We start from the raw sequence: 23,770 nt of genomic DNA, 5'->3' as shown, positions 1-23,770 counted from the left end.
TTCAAGCGCAAGGTAAGCTTCACTTAGCTACCTCGCACACGAGCATTAGTGTTCTTCTTTTCCAAGAAGCGGAATATATGCAATCAGATACATGAACCGCTGAGAAATAAGCCGACTGGAAACACCAATGTGTCATTGTTACCGGACTTTTTGAACAACCTTTTTAAACATCCAGTCTTTCCTGGTTGTCTTCTTCGGACCCTTCTCCAGCTTCTTCTTCTGGTGCGTCATCCATATTATAATGCTCCCGGATCGCATGATGAACTTCCATCTTAATGTTCTTATTTTCTTTCAGGAACTGCTTGGCATTCTCCCGGCCTTGTCCGAGCCGTTCTCCATTATAGGAATACCATGCACCGCTTTTTTGAACTATATCAAGACTTGAACCTACATCCAGTATTTCGCCTTCTTTGGAAATGCCCTCACCGTACATAATATCAACCTCTGCTTGCTTAAACGGCGGGGCGACTTTATTTTTGACAACCTTTAATCTTGCTTTATTCCCTATCATTTCATTTCCCTGTTTTAATGTCTCTGCCCGGCGCACTTCCAGTCTGACAGATGAATAGAACTTAAGAGCACGTCCGCCAGGGGTTGTTTCCGGGTTCCCGAACATAACCCCTACTTTTTCTCTGATCTGGTTGATAAATACAGCTGTTGTCTTGGATTTGTTGATAGCTCCAGAAAGCTTTCTTAGAGCCTGTGACATCAGACGTGCCTGCAAACCGACGTGTGAGTCGCCCATTTCACCTTCAATTTCCGCTTTCGGAACCAGCGCAGCCACCGAATCGACTACAATAATATCAACGGCACCACTGCGCACCAATGCTTCAGCGATTTCCAGCGCCTGTTCACCGGTATCCGGCTGTGATAAAAGCAATTCTTCAATATCTACACCAAGAGCCCGTGCATATGTCGGGTCAAGGGCATGCTCGGCATCAATAAACGCAGCTTGTCCGCCTTGCTGCTGAGCCTCAGCAATCGCATGCAGTGCAACCGTTGTTTTACCTGAGGATTCTGGACCGTAAATTTCGACGACGCGTCCCCGCGGGTAGCCGCCAATCCCTAAAGCGACATCCAGAGCAAGCGATCCGCTTGGAATCGTTGCAACCTTTTGTCCTTCTTGCTCACCGAGTTTCATGATTGAGCCTTTGCCGAACTGTTTTTCAATTTGTTTTAACGCCATATCTAAAGCTTGTTTTTTATCTCCCAACGAGCTTACCTCCTTATGAATGAACTAATTATATCATACTCTTTTTTAAGAGATTTGCCAAGAATAAAACGAATAAATGTTCCCGTTTTTTAAAGCAGCTAAATTCTTTAAAAAGGAATTTTAATAGAAAACAAGATGCAAAAAATAATTTTTAATGAAAAAATGTATTCCATAAATTTAATTTAATAAATTGAATAAAAGTTCATAGCCTTTCACAGCAGCTCGCTTTCGAATTGCCTGACGGCCGCCTGAAAAATTATATTTTCTGGTCAGCTTTTCCCCTGATTTATCATACAAAGCAATATATACTGTGCCTGCCTCGTATCCCTCTACGCTGTCAGGACCCGCAACCCCGGTAAGACTGATTCCAATATCAGCATCCAACAGACTGCAGGCATTTTCAGCCATAGCCGCAGCACATTCTTCACTGACGGTGCCATACTGGCGTATGAGATTTTCAGGAATGTGCAGCACCTTCTCTTTTACTTTTGTATCATAGCAGACAATCCCGCCGCGGCATACCTCAGAAGCACCGGGTACAGCTATCAGTTTGTCTGTAAACATGCCGCCTGTTAAACTTTCAGCCGCTCCAACAGATTTGTTCGCCTGCTTCAGCAATGCCAGAACCTTCTCTTCCAGCGTTTGGTCGTCATCGCCGTAATAATGGCGTCCAATTCTGTCAATAATTTTCTTTTTTGTCCGCTCAATCAGCTCAGTGGCCTCATCATCAGTCGCTGCTTTTGCTGTCAGCCTGATCGCCACACCCTCATTTTGAGCCAAAGGAGCGATTGTCGGATTCGTCTGCTGCCGAATGATGTCCTGCAGCTCATGTTCAAGCCGTGATTCCCCAATCCCGGTAAAACGGAGCATGGTTGATTTGATCTTCGTCTCCTCACCTGACAGCCGCTGAAGATGCGGCAAAACACTATCTGTCATCATCTGCTTCATTTCTTTCGGCACACCCGGTAAAAAGAACCATGTTTTTCCCTCATAAGTCAGCGACATGCCTGATGCCATTCCCGTATTATTTTCAATAACGTCAGAATCGGCAAAAACACGTGCTTGCTTTCTGTTATTTGGTGTCATATCTGTTTTCTGTTTTTTAAAAAACGCTTCAATTTTCTTCATGGCTGGTTCGTGCTCCACTATTTCCATGCCGGAAATTTGCTGAAAAGCTTCCCGGGTCAAATCATCTTCAGTCGGACCCAGACCACCGGTAACAATAATGACATCAGCCCGACTCCCGGAAATCCGGAACTGTTCTTCAACCCGTTGCAGGTTATCACCGACAACGGCATGATGGTGAACATTTATACCGATTGAAGCCAGTTTTTCCGATATCCATTGTGCGTTCGTATTTGCAATCTGGCCCAGTAATAATTCCGTACCGACTGCAACAATTTCAGCACTTAAATTTTTTCTCATTTGGAATCCCTCATTACATGCCAGTTTTTCACAAAATAATCATATCCGGATGCAACGGTGAAAAATAGTGATATATACAGCATAATCATGCCGAACGGGATAGCTGCGTATGAAAATGGAAAATCATGCAGCAGCAATACAGCAATGGCAATCATTTGGGTCGCTGTCTTTAATTTCCCCATACTTCCTGCTGCAAGCACAATTCCCTCACCTGCTGCTACAAGACGTAACCCTGTTACGGCAAGCTCCCTGCTGATGATAATGATTGCAACCCAGCCGGGCGCCATCCCGAGTTCAACCAATAAAATCAGTGCCGCTGCAACGAGAAGTTTATCGGCAAGCGGATCCAGAAACTTCCCCAGATTCGTCACTAAATTATATTTTCTCGCATAATACCCATCAAGCCAGTCGGTTGCCGCTGCAATGATAAATAATAACGCAGCAGCAAAGTGCGAAATTGGCAATACCGTATCACCAATATCCCAGTCGCCCCAGTTGAATGGAACACTCAGCAAAATAATGAAAATAGGGATTAAAAGAATTCGTGAAAGTGTCATCCTGTTTGGTACATTCAAACTATTTCCCTCCTGCATGTAAAACCCTTCCCATTAATAGCAAGGAAGGGTTTTTACAAATAACTTCCATTTGGTTTTTAACTATTCCCCGGCTTTATTGATCTTAACCCAAACTTTTTGAAACACTTCTTCATCGGGATTTACCGGGTATTCCAGTGCAGTTCCGTCGATTGTTATATCCAATGCCGGTGCGCTGCCGACACTGAACCATACACGATCTGCTCCCGCTAAATCCACCTCAACCGGTGAATTATCAGCACTGACCATACCGGAAAACAGAGATTCTCCTGCATCATTTTGGACATCAAGCCAAGAGTCTCCGGAAGCTTCAATTGTGGCTGTTATCTCATCACTCGCATTTTCCAGAGTAACGGTTGATTCAGGGGGGCTGCCCGTCCCTTTCTCTTCTACGACAAATTCAGGCTTAGACTTTTCTGATTCACCTTCAGTGCTTTTATCACCCGAGTTTTCCGATTCCGAATCACTTGCTGCATCAGATTCATCGCCGGAGCCCTTATTTTCCTGATTATCTCCATCATCATCGTATGTTACCTCTTGATCGTCCTGTGGCTGTTCAGGTTCTGTGATTTCTTCAGAGGCTGTCTCCTGATAAAAAAGCCATACTACGAAAAAGATGCCTATCACCAGCAGTACGACAATTACAGTCGGTATGAAGGAAAAGATATTGGTGTTTTTCTGAGCGTTATTATTTTTGCGTGAACGATGAATATGTGAATATTGTACCGTACTTTCTTCCTCGGCTTGCGGGATTTCCTCTTTATACTCCTCCAGCAGTTCATTGGGATCGAGTCCGACTGCTGCAGCATATTCTTTAATAAAAGCACGCGCATAAAACGTTCCCGGCAATATTTTAAAATTTCCCTGTTCAATTGCCTCAAGATACCTTTTTTGTATTTTTGTTGTCTCCTGCAGACTTTCCAGGGACAGGTTTTGTTCCTCTCTCGCCTCTTTCAGTCTTTCTCCAATCTCCATGCATAACACCATCCAATTTAAAAATCAAACATCGAAAAGCCGTCTTCCTGGCTAAAATCGTTGTTTACCAGCTCATATGTGATGTCTTCGTTTTCATCCCTGCGCAGTTCAATTATATAATCGAAATCGCTCAGTTTATATTCAGTAGCCTGGACAAACATATCTGGGTGTTCAACAACTTTGATGGCGGGAAGCTGCATTATTTCTCTAATAAGCTGCCAATGTTGTTCATTAGCCCGGCGTGTCGAAACAATTCCATCAATAATATATAAATTATCATGATTATATTCATCTTTAATAAGTTCATTCCGAATGGTCTGTTTAAGCAATGTACTTGAAACAAACAGCCACCGCTTATTGGCACATACACTTGCTGCCACAACCGATTCTGTCTTGCCAACGCGGGGCATTCCGCGTATCCCGATTAATTTGTGTCCTTCTTTTTTATATAGTTCTGCCATAAAGTCCACCAGTATACCCAAATCATCTCTGACGAACCGGAATGTTTTCCTGTCGTCCGCATCACTTTGGATATAACGTCCGTGTCTGACTGCAAGCTTATCACGAAGTTTCGGTTTACGTACTTTTTTTATTTCAATCGTATCCATTGTTTGCATAATTGATTTTAACCTTGTTATCTGTTCTTCTTTCCTGGACAGCAGCAACATTCCCCGTCTTGATGCGGCCACACCATTAATGGATATGATATTAATGGAAAGCATGCCTAAAAGCGAGGAGATATCACCAAGTAAACCAGGGCGATTATACCGTATTTCATATTCAAGGTACCACTCTGTTTTTTCCATAGCAAACCCCTCTGTGTGCATACTGATTTAAATTGCTATATTACTATAATAAAGTATTTTATGTATGAAGAAAAGGAGATTATGGATATATTCAGGAAAAAATAAAGAAGCTGCATCCCTCGGCAGCTTCTTTATTGGTCATTTACGCATTTCCCTGGTTTTGTACAAGTTTAACCATTGCACTGGCAATTGCATGTCTCTCATCTTCAGATGCAGCAGTCCAAATTTCCTGCAATACAGCTTCTTCATTGTTTTTAGCATCTGTGTTAGCCGCCAGATAATCGCCAACCTCGTAAGCCATGTTTGATATGGTTTGCTGGCCCATACCCTGGGACTGAGCCTGCTGAAGTCTGTCAGCCAAAAAAGCTTTCCATGTGTCAAAATTATCTAGAACGGACATTTAAATCTGCCTCCTTCATATTTTTTACATGGATAGTATTTGATTTATGAGCCTGTTTATGCATGGCATTTTAAGACCTCCAGCCGCCGCTTACATGGATGATCTCTCCATGGATATAATCCGACCGTTCATTCATGAGAAAACTGACAGTGTTGGCAACGTCCTCTGATGTTCCGGCCCGGTTTGCTGGAATTTCATGAACAATTTTCGCTTTTTCCTCTGCCAGCAGATGCTGATTCATTTTTGTATCGATAAAGCCGGGGCTAACAGCATTTACTGCAATACCGGAAGATGCAGTTTCTTTGGCTAATGCTTTTACAAAACTGTTTTGCGCACCTTTAACAGATGAATAAACCACCTCATTGCCTGCACCGGCCTCTCCCCATACCGATGTAATAAAAATAATCCTTCCATACTGCTCGCGGATCATCGAGGGGAGTATATATTTTGTTATCGTCCAAGGGGCTTTCACATGTAATGTCAGCATGGCATCCATTATCTGTTCATCGGTATCCTGGAACAATCCGTAATGTGCACTGCCGCCTGCAAAGACGATAGCATCTGCCGGAAAGACGAGCTGACCTAAAAGATGGTTGATACCAGATTGCTCACTTAGATCAGCCTGTATTTCCATCAGGACAGACTCCCTGTTCAAATGCATCCGATTGGCTTCCATAGCCTGTTTATTCTTATTATAATGCAAAATAAGCTGCCAGCCATTCCCGGCAAGCTTTTCGGCAATTTCTGTCCCAATATCACCGCTTGCACCGATAATCAATACATTTTTCCCCATTAAAATCCCCTATTCATTCACTATTTTACAAATTGCTATACGCTCATCATCAATCCAGTTCTGAACATATTTATTAAAGTCTTCAGTCGTCAGTGACTGAATCGCGGGGATAACGTCGAACAGATCAGCATCTGCTGTTTCATAATGAACATATTTATTGGCAATGAACTCCAAGGAATTCATGGCTCTCAGTAATTGCCCGATTTTCTTTTTCTTCATACGATCAACTTCTTCAGAGCTGAATACTGCCTGACGAGTGGATAGAAGCAAGCTCCGGACTGTTTCTGCAAATTGATCCGGTTTACTGGTGTTGCCGCCAATAAGCGTATAGCCAAAATTTTTCTCAAGAGTCGTCTCAAAATAAAAGCTCGTATCAATCAGCTGCTGCTCATAGAGCCGCTGATAAAATGGACCACCTCTTGAAAAGTAAAAATCGACAACCATATCTTGAAGCAGGTCTTTGCTCAAAAATTTATCGCCGCTCAGTTGGGTTGATGACTCTTTAATGCCGACTGTACACTTTGGAACGGTAACAGGCATTGTTATTTTGTTCTCTTTTCTGGCTGCTGAAGCGGGCTCTTCGGGATAATCGCGTTTGATATCATCCAATTTGGCAAAATCTTTGAATACCTGATTTTGCCGGATGAGGTCCATTATCCTCTGTTCTTCAAAATTGCCGGCAACGAACAATGTCATATTTTCCGGATGATAAAATGTATTGTAGCACGTATATAAATCATCCTTTGTAATCGTATAAATGGAATCAACCGTACCAGCAATATCAATTTTTACCGGGTGATGGTGGAACAGTGCCTTCAGTGTCCCCATGAATGATTGCCAGTCAGACTGATCATTGTACATTTCAATTTCCTGAGCGATAATGCCTTTTTCTTTCTCGACCGATTCCTCTGAAAAGTATGGATCCTGAACAAAATCAAGCAATGTTTGGATATTTTTTGCGATGTGATTGGTAGCACTGAATAAATACGCTGTTTTAGTGAAAGATGTATAAGCATTTGCTGATGCACCCTGTTTACCGAAATCGGCAAATACATCCCGGTCTTCTTTTTCAAACATCTTGTGCTCCAAAAAGTGAGCGACGCCCTCCGGAACCGTGATTTGCTCCGTTCCATTGATCGGCACAAATGACTGGTCAATTGACCCGAAGTTGGTAGAAAATATACTGTACGTTTTAGCCATTTCCGGTTTAGGCAACAAAAAAACAGTCAGACCATTTTCCAGTTTTTCCTTAAAAATGGTCTCTCCGATATGATCATATTCCAGTTTATTCATCCGTATCACCCCCTGAACCGGTCAATAAGTAAATGGTATCCAGATCCAATTTCTTGGCGACATTTATGACCTCATCTTTGCTGACATTTTTGATGCCCTCAATCATTGACTCCGGAGAAAGGACCATGTCACCAGCTACCTGCTGATAAAGCAATTCAACCATCCCTTTCGAATTGTCCATGGTTTCAAGAAGCTGGTTAACGATCAATTCCTTCGTGTTGGTCAATTCGTCTTCGGTAAAGTCCCCGTTTTTCATAGCTTCCATTTGCTGTTCAATGATGTCTCTCGCCTGTTCAAAATCTTGCGGCGCGATACCACTGAAGACAAACAATAAGCCTTTATGACTTTCGAATCTTGATGCAACATAGTAGGCCAGACTATTCTTTTCTCTCACATTAATAAATAATTTGGAACTTGGGAAACCGCCAAACAAGCCATTAAAAACATGCAAAGCAAAATAATCATCATCCCCAAACATTATATGGGTCCGATAGCCAAAATGCAGCTTTGCCTGTTGGATTTGCTGTTTTTCTATAACCACATTCGGCTGATCCGGATACTTCTCCGTATCCTGGGCACTTTTCTTGGACCCGGAACGCCCATCGTACTGAAATGCGGGAAGCATCTTAGCTTTCAGTGCTGCACTGTCAATATCTCCCGACACATAAATATCAATCTGGTCATCCTGTAACATCGATCTGTAATATGTGTACAGGTTTTCGGCAGTTATGCGGTCCAGATCATCTTCATAGCCATGGATGTGCAATTTATACCGTTCATCATGACACATCTCGTCAATCAGGCGCATATTGGCAAAACGCATTTTATCATCTGCAACTGTATTTATTTTTTGTCTGAGTATATCTTTTTCCCTTGATACAACCGCCTGGGGAAAAGCGTTGCTTTCTTCGTGGTTCGGATCAAAAATTATTTCCCTAAATAACGCTACAGCTTCATCAATGATATCGGACTCATGTGAAATAAATTTCTGATTGGCTATTTCAAGGCGAATCGTCACAATGTGATAATTCCCTTTTTTGGAACCATTAATCGATAAAACGGCCCCGTATAAACTATCCAATTTCGTCTGAAGAGCACTTCGACTCGGATAGGATTGTGTCCCCTGCTGTAAAACATACGGCAGCAGTGCGCGTTGTGTTATCGTTTCCTGTTCTAAGTGTGATTTAAACTTAGCCGTAATGGCTATCGTTTTAAATTTTTCGGTTGGTATAAAATGGAGTTTAATGCCATTTTCATTCACTGCCTCTTCATAGGTCCCATTCATTCAGGATCCTCCTTATGTATATCTTAAAATCCGTATTTCTTATTATGGCTAATCTACGTTATATTATAGCAAAAACCCGAGTTGCTTTATAAATACAACCCAGGCTTTTAAGGCAAATACTTATCTTGTCCCTTTAATATAAGGTTCACCATTGGCTCTTGGTGCTTCAGCACGTCCAATGAAACCAGCCAATGCCAAAATCGTCAATACGTATGGAGCAATCAGCAGGAAGACTTGCGGTACATCTTCAAGCAACGGAACTCCGCCGCTGATAACACTCAAGCTTTGAGCAAAACCAAAGAACAAGGCCGCTCCCATTGCTCCTAATGGGTGCCATTTCCCGAAGATAACGGCTGCCAGTGACATAAAACCTTGCCCGACTATGGTCGCATGGGAGAAATTCAACACGATTGTTAAAGCAAATACGGATCCGCCCAGTCCACCAAGTGCACCTGACAGAACAACTGCAATATAACGCATCTTAGGGACATTTATTCCGTTCGTATCAGCAGCCATCGGATGCTCCCCGACAGAACGCAAACGCAGCCCGAATGGGGTTTTATAAAGCACATACCATGCTGCAAATGCCAGTGCAATCGCCACATAAGATGTTAAATAAATCCCTTGGAAAAATATCTCCCCAATAATTGGAATGTCTGCGAGCAGTGGAATATCACTTGTAAAAAATTGCTGTGAGACGATTTCTGTTTGCCCTTTGCCATACCATTGTTTGGTAAGGAAAACACCTAAACCTAAGGCCAGGAAATTAATGGCAACACCACTGACAACCTGATCTGCACGAAATGAGACGGCTGCCACTGCATGAATCAGCGAGAAAATGGCTGATATGACGGCAGCAACGATAATTGATACCCATGGTGTCCATGATCCGAACACATCGGCAAATGTCAGGTTAAATACAATCCCAACAAAAGCGCCCATAACCATCAGACCTTCCAGTCCAATGTTGATAACGCCGGATCTTTCACTGAATACTCCGCCCAAAGCCGTAAATATTAAAGGTGCCGAAAAGAATAATGCCTGTGGAATAATCGATTGCAATAGATCAACAAATCCCATTTATTTCTCCTCCTTTTTAAAGCGAAGCAGCACCCAGCGAATAATATAACTTGATGCAACGCAGAAAATAATGAGCGCAATGATGACATCAACTAACTCAGTCGGCACGCCTGCTTCGGTAGGCATATTTAACGCCCCCACTTTAAGCGCTCCGAACAGAAAGGCGGCCAGTACGACTCCAACAGCAGTGTTTGCTCCCAACAATGCCACTGCTATCCCGTCAAAACCGAGGTTATTAAAACCTGATTGTACAGACATATAGCCAAATGTGCCCAATCCTTCCATGGCACCAGCCAGACCGGCAAACGCACCGGAAATAATCATGGAAAGTATGATATTCCACTTGACGTTCATACCTGCATATTTCGACGCATGTTCATTGTAACCAACCGACTTCAGCTCATAACCCGCTGACGTCCGCTCGATGATAAACCACATGATAACTGCGGCGAATAAAGCAATAAAAATGCCATAGTGCATGCGTGAAAAATAAGTCATATTCTGAAACCATTCGGAAGCCAGAGAAGCTGTCGATGCAACATCAGGTGTTTTATCTTCATTGTCAGAAAGGACGTTACGGACAATTGCATTGGCCGAATAGAGGGCTGTGTAATTCAGCATAATCGTAACGATAACCTCATGAACCCCCCGGGTTGCTTTTAAAAGACCGGGGATAAATCCCCAAAAAGCACCGGCAAGCGCAGCCACGATAATTGCCAAAGGCAGATGAATAATCATAGGCGCTTCAATCGTTGTACCGATCCATACTGCTGCAAGCCAGCCTACAATAACCTGGCCCTCGGCACCAATATTAAGCAATCCGGATCTGAACGCGAACGCAACAGCCAAACCGGTGAATATGTACGGCGTCACCTGACGAATGGTTTCGCCAAAATAATATAAATCACCAAAAGCACCGTTCCATAATGCAGCATATCCCGTTATTGGATTATAGCCAAAACCAAGCATCATAAGGGCTCCGGCCAAGAGACCGATGAAAACAGAGACAACCGGTACAAGAATATTAAATAGTCTATTGGAGTTCATTATTTCCCACCTGCCTTTTCAGTGCTGCTCCCTGCCATCAGCAGGCCAAGTTCATTTTCATCCGTTTTTTCGGGTTTGACTTCGGCTACATTTTTTCCGTCAAACATAACGGCGATCCGATCACTGATATCCAATATTTCATCCAACTCAAAAGACACCAGCAGAACAGCTTTGCCTTTGTCACGCTCTTCTATTAATCTATGATGAATAAACTCAATTGCACCGACATCCAGTCCCCGTGTCGGCTGAGCGGCTATCAGCAAATCAGGGGACCGGTCGACTTCCCGGCCGATAATTGCCTTCTGCTGGTTTCCGCCTGATAAAGCCCGTGCTTTTGTATGAACGCTGGGTGTTCTGATATCGTATTCATTAATCAGCTTTTCAGCTTTTTGAAAGATTTCCTTGAAGTTGAGCGTCTTGTATTTGGAAAATGGTTTCTGGTAATACGTTTGGAGCACCATGTTCTCTCCAATTGAATAATCAAGAACAAGACCATATTTATGCCGGTCCTGCGGGATATGTCCAATTCCGCTCTCCGTAACTTTACGCGGTGATAGATTCGTAATATCTTTGCTGTTTAACCGGATGGAACCGGATTCAGTCTTCTGCAGTCCGGTAATCGCTTCTATCAACTCAGATTGCCCGTTGCCGTCAACACCGGCAATTCCAACAATTTCCCCTGCCCGGACTTCCAGATCCATGCCTTTAACCATGTCGATTTTCCGTTTATCTTTTACCTTCAAGTTCCGGATGCTCAGCACTGTTTCCTTTGGCTCTGCAGGCTGCTTGTCAATTTTAAAATTGACACTCCTGCCGACCATAAGTGAAGCCAGTTCTGTGACGGACGTTTCTTTTACATCCAGGGTATCAATCCCGGCACCTTTGCGGATGACTGTACACCGGTCACTGATTTCCATTATTTCCTTCAACTTGTGTGTGATTAAAATGATTGATTTCCCTTCAGCAATCAATGAATCCATAATTTCCATCAGTTCGGTGATTTCCTGCGGGGTTAATACAGCGGTCGGTTCGTCAAAAATTAAAACTTCTGCACCGCGGTATAATGTTTTGAGTATTTCAACACGCTGCTGCATGCCGACTGATATATCTCTTATTTTAGCGGTGGCATCCACCTGCAGACCATACCGGTCAGACAGTTCCTGAACCTCCAGCTCAGCCTCTTTTAAGTTAATTTTACCGAATTTCGTCGGTTCACTTCCAAGGATAATATTTTGTGTCACCGTAAATGGTTCCACTAACATAAAGTGCTGGTGCACCATCCCGATACCAAGATCATTCGCGACATTCGGATCAGTTATCTTAACGGACTTGCCGTTTACACGAATTTCTCCTTTTTCGGGCTGATACAATCCGAATAAAACATTCATCAGGGTCGATTTCCCGGCGCCGTTTTCACCTAACAATGCATGAATTTCACCTTTTTTTAACTGAAGTGTAACATTATCATTAGCTACAACCCCGGGGAATTCCTTCCGAATGTTTATCATTTCAACAACATAATCCACGTTTTAACACTCCTTTAATCTTGACGGCTGGTTACTTTACGAGGCAGTTGGTCTATAAATCGCCAAATGAAAAGGGGCAGGGAACAGCACTCTTCATTCGAGAATTTGCAAACCAGCCTCAGTTCAAGTCAGAAGAAAAAGACTGGCTTTTACCAGCCTTTTCTATAAACAGAATCAGACCTTTACGGGAAGCTAATCCCCACTTAGCTCTCCTGATTAAGTGGGGGGCTGCCTTTTGAGACGGGATAGATTTTACAACGAATTCAAATACTCATCCAGTTCATCATGTGTTTGTGGTACTTCGACTTCACCGTCTATGATCTTTTGTTTCCACTCGTCAACAGCTTGAGCAATTTCATCAGTATAGGCCTTTTCATTTGTGTCTGCAAGCCCTACACCTTCATCTTCAACACCGAACTCAAGCACTTCCCCGCCAGGGAATTCGCCTTCCATTGCCATATTGCTTACCTGCTGAACAGAATTTCCAACCCGCTTGACCATGGATGTCAGCGTCACGTTTTGATCGCCGATTTGTCCCTCTTCATATTGGTCACGATCTACACCGATTACCCAAATTTCACGTTCAGGATCATTATTTTTGATGTCTTTCGCCTGTGCAAACACCCCGTTACCGGTAGCGCCAGATGCATGATAGATGACATCGATGTCGTCATTAAACATATTGCTGGCAATCAGTTTGCCATCGTCAGGGGCGTCGAAAGCACCTGCATACTGAACTTCGACTTCAATATCCGGATTAACTGTTTTTGCACCTGCCACAAATCCGGATTCGAATTTATTAATCAGATCGGAGTCAGTTCCGCCGACGAAGCCAAGTTTGTCTGTATTCGTTTTATTGGCTGCTGCAACACCCGCCAGGAATGAACCTTCATGATCGGCAAACGTGATACTTGCGATATTATCACCTTCAACGACAGAGTCCACGATTGCAAAGTTTGTGTCCGGATATTGACCGGCAACATCCTTAATCGCATCTTCCAGTTTATAGCCAATACCAAAAACGACATTATATCCTTCACGCACCAGACGGTTTAGGTTTGGCGCATAGTCAGAATCACTGTTTGACTGTGCGTAATCAAAACCTTGACCTTGTTCCAGGCCATGCTCTTCGCCCCATGCCTGCAAACCTTCCCATGCTGACTGGTTAAATGATTTATCATCTACACCGCCGACATCTGTCACCATTCCGGCTGAAAAGTCTGATGGACCCTCACTGGATTCTTCACTGTCTGAACCCTTATCAGAGCCTTCATTTCCTTCAGAATCACTGCCGCCGCCACATGCTGCCAACAGCATTCCAAGACTTAACAGTAAAGCAAATAATAAAATAAATTTCCGGTTTTTCACGTTTAATACCCCCTAGATAAAAATGATGTTTGATGAAAATAGAATTGCCGAATCCAGATGATATATTTGCACGATCACCTCCCCGAATGAAATATGTGAAACCCCTTACATACGCTTCCTTAAAACATGAAAACTGAAAACATCTGATCGAAAAAAGTTTGCTGAATACAGCACCGGTTCATCTTCGCCCGTATAGTGCATTTGTTTCAGCAGCAATAAAGACTGATCAGGGTCACATTTTAAAATTTCATAGATTCGATCATGGTAACCGACTGGTTCAATATAAGTTACAGCATAAGCAACTTGTTTACCGGAGAATTCTTCCATTAATTTAAATAATGAGTCGGTCCTGTGTACCCGATCCAGCGGGATGAAAGCTTCCGGCAGTTTATCAATACAAAACACAACAGGCTCATTGTCTGCGGTTCTGACACGTTCAATTTTGGCCAGCGAACTGATTTGTTTCGGTTCAAACTTGACCTGTTCGTCTTCTGTCGGCTCCAATATTTCGGTAGTAAGAAACTGTGAACCCGGTACTTTCCCAGATTGCTCAATCATATATGTCACACTGTTCAGCTGTTCAATTCCTGAAGAAAAAATAGGCTTCGGGTTGACGAATGTGCCTACACCATGCCTCCGTGTGACGATGTTTTCTTCTTCCAGTATTCTTAATGCTTCACGCAGTGTCGCGCGGGAGACACCTAACTCTTTTGAAAGCTGAAATTCCGATGGCAATTTTTGTTTTGTTTTATATTTACCGTTTTCAATATCACGTTTTATTTGATCAATAACCTGTAAGTATAAGTGGCGCGAATCCATTTTCAGCGACATGACGTCCCATCCTTTAATTTTCACGTTTTATCATGTATGTACCAGCAAATCAGAGATCTGACATCTGACGTATGACTAATCTATAGGTCGTCATAAATATAACACGTTCAACAAGATAAATAAATAGATATAGGTAAATTTACTTACAGATAATTTGAAGATCCAACCTTATTATTCATTTAAAACGGACAGCCTTATAACAGGTCTGTCCGTTTTATGGTGCGGTTATGAGGTCTTTTCTTCATTGCTCTGCGATGCAAGGACTGCTCGCGGTTTACTGCCCTCATACGGGCCGACAATACCACGGTCCTCCATCGCATCGATTAAACGCGCAGCCCTTGTATAGCCGATCCGAAAGCGGCGCTGCAGCATCGAAACGCTGGCGCTTTGCATTTCTGTTATCATTTGCACGGCATCATCATATAACTCATCATCCACATCTGATGTTACCTCACTTGTTTCTTCAGGAATCATTTCTTCCTGATATGAAGCCTTTTGCTGATCAATGCAATGATCGACAACGCGCTCTACTTCTTCGTCGGATAAAAATGCTCCTTGCACTCTGGTAGGTTTTGAGGATCCCACCGGCATAAACAGCATATCTCCGCGGCCCAGTAGTTTTTCAGCCCCGCCGGAATCTAAAATTGTTCGCGAGTCAGTGGCAGAAGACACACTGAATGCGATCCTGGAAGGTATGTTTGCCTTAATGACACCTGTAATGACATCCACTGATGGACGCTGTGTTGCAAGGATTAGATGGATACCTGCTGCCCGTGCCATTTGTGCAAGTCTCGTAATGGCATCTTCAACATCGTTGGAAGCAACCATCATCAGGTCGGCCAGCTCGTCTACAAGTACAACGATGTATGGCAGGTTTGGCTGCTTTTCCTCTTCTGATACTGTCTGATTATACCTGTGAATGTACTCATTATAACCCTCGATGTTGCGGGTTCCTGTTTCGGAAAACAAATCATATCTTCTTTCCATTTCGGCTACCACTTTTTTCAGTGCCCTGGAAGCTTTTTTCGGATCTGTCACAACCGGCGTCAATAAGTGCGGTATGCCGTTATACACGTTCAATTCAACTTTTTTCGGATCAATCATCATCATTTTAACTTCATGCGGTTTAGCACGCATCAGGATCGTTGTAATAATCCCATTTACACAAACACTCTTACCGCTGCCGGTAGCGCCTGCTATGAGCATGTGCGGCATTTTACTCAATTCCGACACGATGGAATCTCCTGAAATATCACGGCCGAGTGCGAATAATAGTTTGGAAGATTGCTTTGTAAATGAATTATCCAATACTTCTCTCAGTGAGACCTGGGCAATTTCCTGATTAGGGACTTCAATGCCGACGGCCGATTTTCCGGGTATCGGGGCCTCGATGCGAATGTCTTTTGCTGCCAGGGCAAGCGCCAGATCATCATGTAAATTAACAATCTTGCTGACTTTTACACCGGCTTCGGGATATACCTCATACTTTGTAACGGCAGGACCGACATGCACCTTGGTCACTCTGGCTTTAACCCCGAAGCTGTTAAACGTCCGTTCCAATTTCCTGACTGTCGCCTGAATCTGTGATTTTTCCTGCTGCTGTGAGCTTTGAGTCGGTTCGGCGAGCAGGTTGGGTGATGGCAGTTCATATTCATGATTTTCCGCTTCAGTCATTGGCAGCGGGTTATCATCATTTGTTTTATTTTCGGCTTCAGCTGTTTGGATTGCCTCCCCAGCCTCTGATTCATTTTCAGCTTGATTGTCTGATTCCTGCGTGTCGAAGGAATAAGCCACATCCGTAAAATCCTGAATAACGGGCTCGTCCGCGCCCGGACTATCGTCAGGTTCAGGGACGGTGTCGTAAACCTCTTCATGATCTGATGGCGGGCGGTCTCCCCGGGCTGTTGATGCGCGTTCTTTAATCAACTTCACCATTCCAATTATGCGCTTGCTCCACTTGGAAAAAAATTCACCCAGTGAAAACTCTGTCATAAATATAATTCCTATTAAAATCGAAAAAACGGCCACGATTTTGGCACCGACGGCAGAAAATAAAAAGTAACAAAATGTAAACATTATAGCTCCTAACATTCCGCCGCCGGTCTGCATTGCCCCTCCATTGCCTTCTACATATGCAAAGAATTGATTCCACGTTGCCTTCAGAATCGATGTTTCTTCCGAAGAAACAAGCAATCTTTCATACGTTTGAATATGCGTAAGCAATAATAAACCGGCAAAGATAATATAAAAACCTATTAATTTCTTATTGGAAAAGTGAGGATATCGCCGCTTAATCATTAAAACGACCCCTGTTACAAGTAAAAATACTGAAGCGATAAAATACCAGATTCCCAGAAAAAACCGAAAAATATACTCAAGACCTCCAGGGACCGCACCGTCACTGATAGCACTGGCGCCACTGCCAAAGATAGCAAGAAAAATAAACAGCAATCCCAGCAGTTCATACTTCACCTTTTTATTTAATTGATTTTTCTTTTTTCTTCTTTTTTTCTTTGCCATATTTATCACCTCGCTTGCTTAGACGTGTTTTTAAAACATTATCAGTAAAGTGAAACTTAATTCAGCGGGCTGCTTTTTTCCGCTGAGTGCTGGTTGAACAGAATCAACAGAATCCAACCTTAATGGGTAGTCGATCCTCACTTACCTTTACTGATTTCCCTAAAAAATTTAAATGGGGGATACTGCTCCGCCATTAAGGGAGATAAACCCCTGCCAGTCAGCCGGCAAGGGGTCTTGACAATTAGTTCCATTATAGCACAGTTTTCAATGTTTAGCGCTGGTTAGCGTAAAATCGTACCCGGCAGATAATCAGGATTCATAAAATCATTGGGATCAGTGGAAAGCAATTGCAGCACTTGATAATGTCCGTCCTCCCTTTCTTCTACATATAATTGTTTCCCGTTATGCGAAACACATTGCCGTTTTTGAAATTCCTTGTCAGATGACGGAAAAATATCTGTTGTTGATAAAGGTGTGTACAGCATCACTGAATCACCTGATCTTCCGGTCCCTGGTTATCGCCGATCATTTCATTTAGTTTAATCATTGCGTGACTGACACCACCGACCCCATCAATCAACCCGTATTCAACTGCATCTGTACCAATCACATTCGTACCAATATCCCTTGTCAGATTCCCTTTTGCAAACATCAATTCTTTAAACTTCTCTTCTTCGATGGTTGAATGATTGACCACAAAGTCAATTACCCGATCCTGCATCTTATCCATGTATTCGAATGTTTGCGGTACACCAATGACTAATCCGTTCAGCCTGATCGGATGAATAGTCATGGTTGCTGTCGGTGCTATAAAAGAATGATCTGCAGAAACAGCAATTGGCACCCCAATCGAATGTCCGCCACCTAATACAATCGAAACAGTCGGTTTGGAAATGGAGGCAATCATTTCGGATAAAGCCAGCCCGGCTTCCACATCACCGCCGACGGTATTCAATAATATAATCAGCCCTTCTATTTTAGGATTTTGTTCAACAGCAATGAGCTGTGGCAATAAGTGTTCATATTTAGTTGTTTTATTTTGTGCCGGCAGCTGGACATGCCCTTCAACTTGCCCGATGATTGACAGCACATGAATATTGGAATCCGGAGCCTGCGGGACGTTTGATTGGCCTAGTTGCTGAATTTTTTGAACCAGGGATGAATTATTGGCCTGGTCCCCTTGATTCTGATCGTCTTTCTTTGATGGTTCCTTATCCATTTATAGACACTCCTTTTCAGACTTTACTGGTTGCAGTGATAACTATCAGTTAGTATGAGCCTTATAGGAAAGAACCATGCAAACTAACCATAAAAATATCGGCGTTTTCCGCCGATATTTTTAACGCTGTATTAAATTCTTCAATATCTCTTTCTCTGAATCCGTCATCGCCAACAACGGCAGCCGGACATCACCAACATCAATGCCGTTCATATTCAGTGCTGTCTTAACCGGTACGGGAGAAGGCTGTGCAAACATTCCCTTCATAACCGGGAGCAATTTTCGGTGGATGGATGCTGCGCGTGCCACATCGCCTGATTGATATGCCTTCAACATTTCTGACATATCATTGCCGGCAATATGGGATACTACAGAGACAACACCATCTGCTCCGAGTGACAGCAGCGGTAATGTAATGCTGTCTTCCCCGCTGTAAACACTAAAATTATCAGCTGTATGTTCAATAACATCGGCTGCAAGATCAAGATCACCGCTGGCCTCTTTTACAGAAACAATATTATCGATTTGACTCAACCGGATAATGATCTCTGCACTTATTTTTACAGCAGAGCGGCCGGGGATATTATACAGCATCACCGGAAGTGCCGTTTCACCGGCAATTGCAGCAAAATGACGGTAGAGCCCTTCCTGATTGGGTTTGTTATAGTAAGGAGCCACAAGCATAATTCCATCTGCACCGGATTTTTCAGCTGCTTTAGTCAACGTAATCGATGCCTGTGTACTGTTGCTTCCTGAACCGGCTATAACCGGCACCCGATTATTGACGACTTTGACTGTATGTTTGAAAAGTGCGATTTTCTCGTCAGTCGTCAGTGTTGGTGATTCACCGGTCGTGCCGCCGACAACCAATCCTTCACTTCCATTGGCCAGTAAATATTCAATCAGTTTTGTTGTTTTGGCAAAATCAACCTGGTTATTCGCATCAAATGGCGTCACCATCGCTGTCAATAAATTACCAAAGCCCACGAAAAACACCTTCTTCATCAAATTTTATCCCGCATGTAACTGGCAGTAAGACTCCACCTTAAATGTCCCCAGTATACGATGAAGATTAGGCAGTGAGTTAACCGCCAGTAAATATCCGAATCGTTCATCCAACAATCAATGGAGGGTAAGAAAGCCCCCATTGATTGTTGGATCAGCTTGAGGTCACATGCAAAAAGCATTCTTTTTGCATATGCACTTATACAAGGTTTTTATCAGCAGCGTTTAAGGCAAAAACATCATGTAATGCATTTACTGCCGGTTGTAAATCCTTTTCATGGATAAGCACCCAGATGGTTGTGTGGCTGTCAGCTGATTGTAATATTTGAACTCCGGCATCTGTCAATGATTGAACAATCTTTGATGCAACGCCCGGAACACCGGTCATGCCTGCTCCAACCGCAGAAACCTTGGCACAATTCTCGGTAATTTCCGGGTAAAAGCCCAATGTTTCTAAAATGTGGATGGCTTTTTTAGTGTGTGTATCAGGTACGGTATAAATAACCCCGTTTGGTGAAATGTTGATAAAGTCAACGGAAATGCCTGCTTCAGCCATTGCTTTAAAAACGTCCGACTGCAGCCGGTGAATCTCTTCTTTTGTTTGGACGCTTATTTGTGTTATGGAGGACATATGGGCAATTCCGGTTATCAGGCGATCCGGAATATCCGTGCCCATTTCCTGAATTCTGGATGCTGTAATAAGCGTGCCCTCATCTTCAACATACGCTGATCGCACACGCATAGGGATTTTTGCCTGCATTGCAATTTCCACAGCCCTTGGGTGAATGACCTTGGCACCCTGATATGCAAGGTTGCAAATTTCCGTGTAGGTTACAATATCCAGCGGTCTTGCTGATGATACCATATTCGGATCGGCAGTCATAATGCCGTTAACATCTGTGAAAATTTCGATCCGCTCGGCATCAACCGCCGCTCCCATCGCAGCGGCGGTTGTATCACTTCCGCCTCTGCCAATAGTTGTTATTTCGCCGTCAGAGGACTGACCCTGAAAACCGGCCACAACGACAACATCATGTTCTTTAAATTCATTAAGCACACGATCCGGTTTTACCTCTTTAATCTTTGCCTGGTTAAAATCGTTGTTTGTGACGAAGCCTGCCTGTGCCCCGGTCAATGCAGTGGCACTTATATGGTTCTTTTGCAACTCATTTGACAATACAACCGAGGCAATTGTTTCACCACACGACATCAGAATATCCAATTCCCGGTTAGAATTATAATTTTTCGGAAAATCAATCAGGTCCAGCAGCGAGTCTGTTGCATATGGTGCCGGTTTCCGTCCTAATGCAGATACGACAACAACTATTTTGTAATCGTTCATGAGTGCATTTTTAATGTGCTGAATAGCATGAGCGCGGTTATCTTCTGTCTGAACAGAAGTACCACCGAATTTTTGGACTAATATCTGCATTGTTCCACCTCTATCTTAAAGCCACTTATTAGCAATTAAACGTTCTGCAATTTGAATTGTATTCCATGCAGCACCCTTGATCAGATTATCAGACACAACCCATAAATGGAAGCCTTTATCACTGTCCAGGTCTTTGCGGACACGCCCGACAAACACATCTTCTTTGTTGGTCGCACTCAGCGGTGTCGGATACGTCTGTGCAGCCGGATCGTCCTGAAGCGTGACACCATCGGCTTTCCTTAGTACATTCCATATATCTTCAACATTTAAACCATCTTTTTCAACATCGACATAGACACTCTCTGCATGTGATGTGAAAAACGGGAGTCTGACACAAGTTGCTGCAACGGGTAAATCCTGTGCATGAAGAATTTTTTTCGATTCATTAATCATTTTCATCTCTTCAAATGTATAGCCGTTTTCCTGAAACGAATCAATTTGCGGAAGCGCATTAAAGGCGATCGGATAATGTTTTTCATCACCTTTGACAGGCAGCAGTTCAGCTGTCATTTCCTCGTTATTCAAAAATTGTTCCGTCTGGTTCTTCAATTCTTCGTTTGCCTCTTTTCCTGCCCCGGACACCGCCTGATAGGTTGAGACAATAACACGGCTCAGACCGAACGCTTCCTGAATTGGTTTCAGGGCCGCAACCATTTGAATCGTGGAACAGTTTGGATTAGCAATAATACCATTATGTGACTTAATATCTGACTCATTTACTTCAGGCACTACTAACGGTACATCCTCAGCCATTCTGTATGCACTCGTGTTATCAACAACAACCGCACCCCGTTTCACCGCTTCAGGAGCTAATTTTTTAGAAATCGATCCCCCGGCTGAGAACAAGGCAATATCTATATTACTGAAACTTTCCGGTTCAGCTTCTTCCACTGTCAGCTCCCGATTGTTAAATGCCAGTTTCTTGCCTGCTGATCTTTTGGAAGATAATAGTTTCAGTTCATTAATTGGTAAGTCCTTATTTTCGAGTATTTCGACGATCTTTTCTCCGACCGCTCCAGTAGCTCCAACTACTGCAACGTTTACTGGATTATTTTCTGTCATTCTGTTAGACACCTCTTTAAAAGTTTGATTTCATCTTATTCTACCATATTATCATCAATATGAGGAATAATCACGGGTTGAAGTTGCTGATAGCTTAATGCCGATTCAATGGTATCAGACAATAAGTCCATATCGGCTACAAGTGAATTGGGTTTCTTATACGGATTATCCTGGCCATATGGAATAAAATAAAATAATTTACTTGCCATGAGCCGCATCAAATTAACACCATTTAAGCCCAGGGCATCATTCGTGGATATCCCAAGAACGATTGGATTCTCGTTGCGCATTGTTGCCTTTACTGCCATCAATACCGGTGTGTCGGTCAGCGCATTTGCCAGCTTGCTCATGGAATTACCCGTTAATGGTGCAACGACCATGCAGTCAAGCGGGAGTTCAGGCCCCAGCGGCTCTGCTTCCGGGATGGTTTTAATCGCACGTTCTCCGGTAATGGATTCTATTTTTGCAACATGGTCATCTGCTTTTCCGAATTTAGTGTCCGTATTCTGCACTGTATAGGATACAACCGGTATTACCTCTGCCCCGGCATCTATCAGTTTCTCCAGCTGTGGAAATACCTGACCATACGTGCAGTGTGATCCGGTCACACCAAATCCAATCCGTCTTCCTTTCAACCCCATCATATATTCTCCTCTCGTTTAAGCAGAAATTGTTTGATTACATCTGCCAAAATTTTTCCGGCAGTTTTCGGAGCGACGATTCCTGGCAGACTTTTTGATAAAATCGCTTTAATTCCCCGCTTTCTTGCATAATCAAAATCGGTGCCACCGGGATTCGACGCGAGATCAAATATAATACCGTGCGGCGGAAGATATTGAATCGCGTCTTTCGTAACAACCTTGGCAGGAACCGTATTAATTAGTAAATCGCATTCATTGGTAAAATTATGCAATTCATCAAATGGGATAGCGGTATGTCCCAATTCTGTTATCCTGGCCAGATCCATAATGCTTTTGGCACATACCGAAACCTTTGCCCCGAGTGCCGCAAATTTATTAGCAACTGTGTTTCCAACCCGCCCAAACCCGACAACAATTATCCGGGATGAATGAATGGTATAATCGGTATGTTCAATCGCCATCATGATCATACCTTCAGCTGTCGGAATCGAATTATAAATGGCTACATCATCCCGGTTAAGTAATGGAATAAGTCCTACATTCGAAGCTTTACTTACAGCATCCAAATAATCGTTGGAAATGCCTGTGAATATAACTGTATTGTCTCCCAGGCCTTCAAACCACTCATCTGTCAGCTGAACTGTCTGGTCGGAAAAAACGGTTTCTACATAGCCTTGGCGGTCAGTGCCTGTAATCGGTAAAATGACCGCATCCATCCTCCCTTGGTCCAAATCAGCAAAATCGGTTTGGTTTAATCCGGTAAAACCTTGTTCAAGTTTGTCAAAGCCAACCAGCGAAATCGTCGTATCAGGTAATGCCTGCAGCTGACGTATCAGCTCCAGATAGCGTGCATCACCGCCTATTACAGCAATTTGTTGCATCATGACTAAAAATCCCTCCGTACTGCTTCTAAATAGGTATTCAAAATAGTTTATGTGTTTATCGTAAGTTAGTGATTGCCGGAGCCAGAAAATTCGGAATCAGACTTGTCTTGAATTGTGTGCCTGTTGTTAGTGGTCAATTACATGATATAACATAGGCTGGGGGCGCCCGCTAGCCGCAGTAGATAAAGGAAACACGATGAGTGAATCGCTGTTGACTTATCTGACGGAGATGAAGGAAGTCACGCTGCAGCTTTAGCGCTGAAGCCGGACGTGGCAATTTTTAATAAACAAATCGTAGAGCCAAAAATTTATAATTTCTTATCAAATAAAAAAGCTGGCGTCATAAATCCATGACACCAGCCTTGGTTAAAA

General features: G+C 43.2%; 22 protein-coding genes. All 22 read right to left on the bottom strand.

Annotated features, from left to right (window positions below):
- Window positions 1-163: 163 nt before the first annotated feature.
- Window positions 164-1,213: a recombinase RecA gene (gene recA / locus VK097_RS05480; protein ID WP_324210801.1), complete on the bottom strand. Its 1,050-nt coding sequence runs from the start codon at window positions 1,211-1,213 to the stop codon at window positions 164-166.
- 177 nt (window positions 1,214-1,390) lie between these two features.
- Window positions 1,391-2,638, bottom strand: coding sequence for a competence/damage-inducible protein A (locus VK097_RS05475; protein ID WP_324210800.1), 1,248 nt, complete (start codon window positions 2,636-2,638; stop codon window positions 1,391-1,393).
- A complete protein-coding gene (gene pgsA / locus VK097_RS05470) occupies window positions 2,635-3,213 on the bottom strand; it encodes a CDP-diacylglycerol--glycerol-3-phosphate 3-phosphatidyltransferase (RefSeq protein ID WP_324210799.1) in 579 nt (192 codons plus the stop codon). Before pgsA ends, VK097_RS05475 begins: the two co-directional genes overlap by 4 nt.
- Before the next feature lie 81 nt (window positions 3,214-3,294).
- Window positions 3,295-4,206, bottom strand: a complete 912-nt coding sequence (locus VK097_RS05465; RefSeq protein WP_324210798.1) for a helix-turn-helix domain-containing protein — start codon at window positions 4,204-4,206, stop codon at window positions 3,295-3,297.
- Window positions 4,207-4,223: 17 nt separating this feature from the next.
- Window positions 4,224-5,012: a YmfK family protein gene (locus tag VK097_RS05460; RefSeq protein WP_324210797.1), complete on the bottom strand. Its 789-nt coding sequence runs from the start codon at window positions 5,010-5,012 to the stop codon at window positions 4,224-4,226.
- A gap of 142 nt (window positions 5,013-5,154) precedes the next feature.
- Complete coding sequence (locus VK097_RS05455) at window positions 5,155-5,412, bottom strand: DUF3243 domain-containing protein (protein ID WP_324210796.1); 258 nt, start codon at window positions 5,410-5,412, stop codon at window positions 5,155-5,157.
- 70 nt (window positions 5,413-5,482) lie between these two features.
- Window positions 5,483-6,205, bottom strand: a complete 723-nt coding sequence (gene ymfI / locus VK097_RS05450) for an elongation factor P 5-aminopentanone reductase (protein ID WP_324210795.1) — start codon at window positions 6,203-6,205, stop codon at window positions 5,483-5,485.
- Between the two features lie 9 nt (window positions 6,206-6,214).
- Window positions 6,215-7,498 carry an EF-P 5-aminopentanol modification-associated protein YfmH gene (gene yfmH, locus VK097_RS05445; RefSeq protein WP_324210794.1) on the bottom strand — a complete coding sequence of 428 codons (1,284 nt, stop codon included), beginning with the start codon at window positions 7,496-7,498 and terminating at the stop codon, window positions 6,215-6,217.
- Window positions 7,491-8,783, bottom strand: a complete 1,293-nt coding sequence (yfmF, locus tag VK097_RS05440) for an EF-P 5-aminopentanol modification-associated protein YfmF (RefSeq protein ID WP_324210793.1) — start codon at window positions 8,781-8,783, stop codon at window positions 7,491-7,493. Before yfmF ends, yfmH begins: the two co-directional genes overlap by 8 nt.
- A 120-nt stretch (window positions 8,784-8,903) precedes the next feature.
- Window positions 8,904-9,863 (bottom strand): ABC transporter permease, encoded by a 960-nt coding sequence (locus VK097_RS05435; RefSeq protein WP_324210792.1) that lies wholly within the window; start codon window positions 9,861-9,863, stop codon window positions 8,904-8,906.
- On the bottom strand, window positions 9,864-10,910 hold the full coding sequence (locus VK097_RS05430; RefSeq protein WP_324210791.1) for an ABC transporter permease: 1,047 nt from the start codon (window positions 10,908-10,910) through the stop codon (window positions 9,864-9,866). It abuts the gene before it with no gap.
- Window positions 10,910-12,436 carry an ABC transporter ATP-binding protein gene (locus VK097_RS05425; protein WP_324210790.1) on the bottom strand — a complete coding sequence of 509 codons (1,527 nt, stop codon included), beginning with the start codon at window positions 12,434-12,436 and terminating at the stop codon, window positions 10,910-10,912. The genes VK097_RS05430 and VK097_RS05425 overlap by 1 nt, the downstream gene beginning before the upstream one ends.
- Before the next feature lie 252 nt (window positions 12,437-12,688).
- Window positions 12,689-13,804 (bottom strand): BMP family lipoprotein, encoded by a 1,116-nt coding sequence (locus tag VK097_RS05420; protein ID WP_324210789.1) that lies wholly within the window; start codon window positions 13,802-13,804, stop codon window positions 12,689-12,691.
- Between the two features lie 105 nt (window positions 13,805-13,909).
- On the bottom strand, window positions 13,910-14,635 hold the full coding sequence (locus tag VK097_RS05415) for a GntR family transcriptional regulator (RefSeq protein ID WP_324210788.1): 726 nt from the start codon (window positions 14,633-14,635) through the stop codon (window positions 13,910-13,912).
- 225 nt (window positions 14,636-14,860) lie between these two features.
- Complete coding sequence (locus tag VK097_RS05410) at window positions 14,861-17,155, bottom strand: FtsK/SpoIIIE family DNA translocase (RefSeq protein WP_324210787.1); 2,295 nt, start codon at window positions 17,153-17,155, stop codon at window positions 14,861-14,863.
- A gap of 281 nt (window positions 17,156-17,436) precedes the next feature.
- Entirely contained in the window at window positions 17,437-17,640 is a 204-nt protein-coding gene (locus tag VK097_RS05405; RefSeq protein ID WP_324210786.1) for a YlzJ-like family protein, read from the bottom strand.
- The gene (locus VK097_RS05400; protein ID WP_324210785.1) at window positions 17,640-18,374 is read right to left on the bottom strand and encodes a ClpP family protease; all 735 of its coding nucleotides are present in this window, start codon (window positions 18,372-18,374) and stop codon (window positions 17,640-17,642) included. Before VK097_RS05400 ends, VK097_RS05405 begins: the two co-directional genes overlap by 1 nt.
- 120 nt (window positions 18,375-18,494) lie before the next feature.
- On the bottom strand, window positions 18,495-19,379 hold the full coding sequence (dapA, locus tag VK097_RS05395; protein ID WP_324210784.1) for a 4-hydroxy-tetrahydrodipicolinate synthase: 885 nt from the start codon (window positions 19,377-19,379) through the stop codon (window positions 18,495-18,497).
- A 199-nt stretch (window positions 19,380-19,578) separates the two neighbouring features.
- Window positions 19,579-20,811 (bottom strand): aspartate kinase, encoded by a 1,233-nt coding sequence (gene dapG / locus VK097_RS05390; protein ID WP_324210783.1) that lies wholly within the window; start codon window positions 20,809-20,811, stop codon window positions 19,579-19,581.
- A 15-nt stretch (window positions 20,812-20,826) separates the two neighbouring features.
- Complete coding sequence (asd, locus tag VK097_RS05385) at window positions 20,827-21,873, bottom strand: aspartate-semialdehyde dehydrogenase (protein ID WP_324210782.1); 1,047 nt, start codon at window positions 21,871-21,873, stop codon at window positions 20,827-20,829.
- Window positions 21,874-21,908: 35 nt separating this feature from the next.
- Complete coding sequence (gene dpaB / locus VK097_RS05380) at window positions 21,909-22,514, bottom strand: dipicolinate synthase subunit B (RefSeq protein ID WP_324210781.1); 606 nt, start codon at window positions 22,512-22,514, stop codon at window positions 21,909-21,911.
- On the bottom strand, window positions 22,514-23,398 hold the full coding sequence (gene dpaA, locus VK097_RS05375; RefSeq protein WP_324210780.1) for a dipicolinic acid synthetase subunit A: 885 nt from the start codon (window positions 23,396-23,398) through the stop codon (window positions 22,514-22,516). The genes dpaB and dpaA overlap by 1 nt, the downstream gene beginning before the upstream one ends.
- Window positions 23,399-23,770: the final 372 nt, after the last annotated feature.

It is taken from the genome of Lentibacillus sp. (genome assembly GCF_035301675.1).
GTDB lineage: Bacteria > Bacillota > Bacilli > Bacillales > Amphibacillaceae > Lentibacillus.
This window is presented reverse-complemented; position numbering and strand designations above follow the sequence as displayed.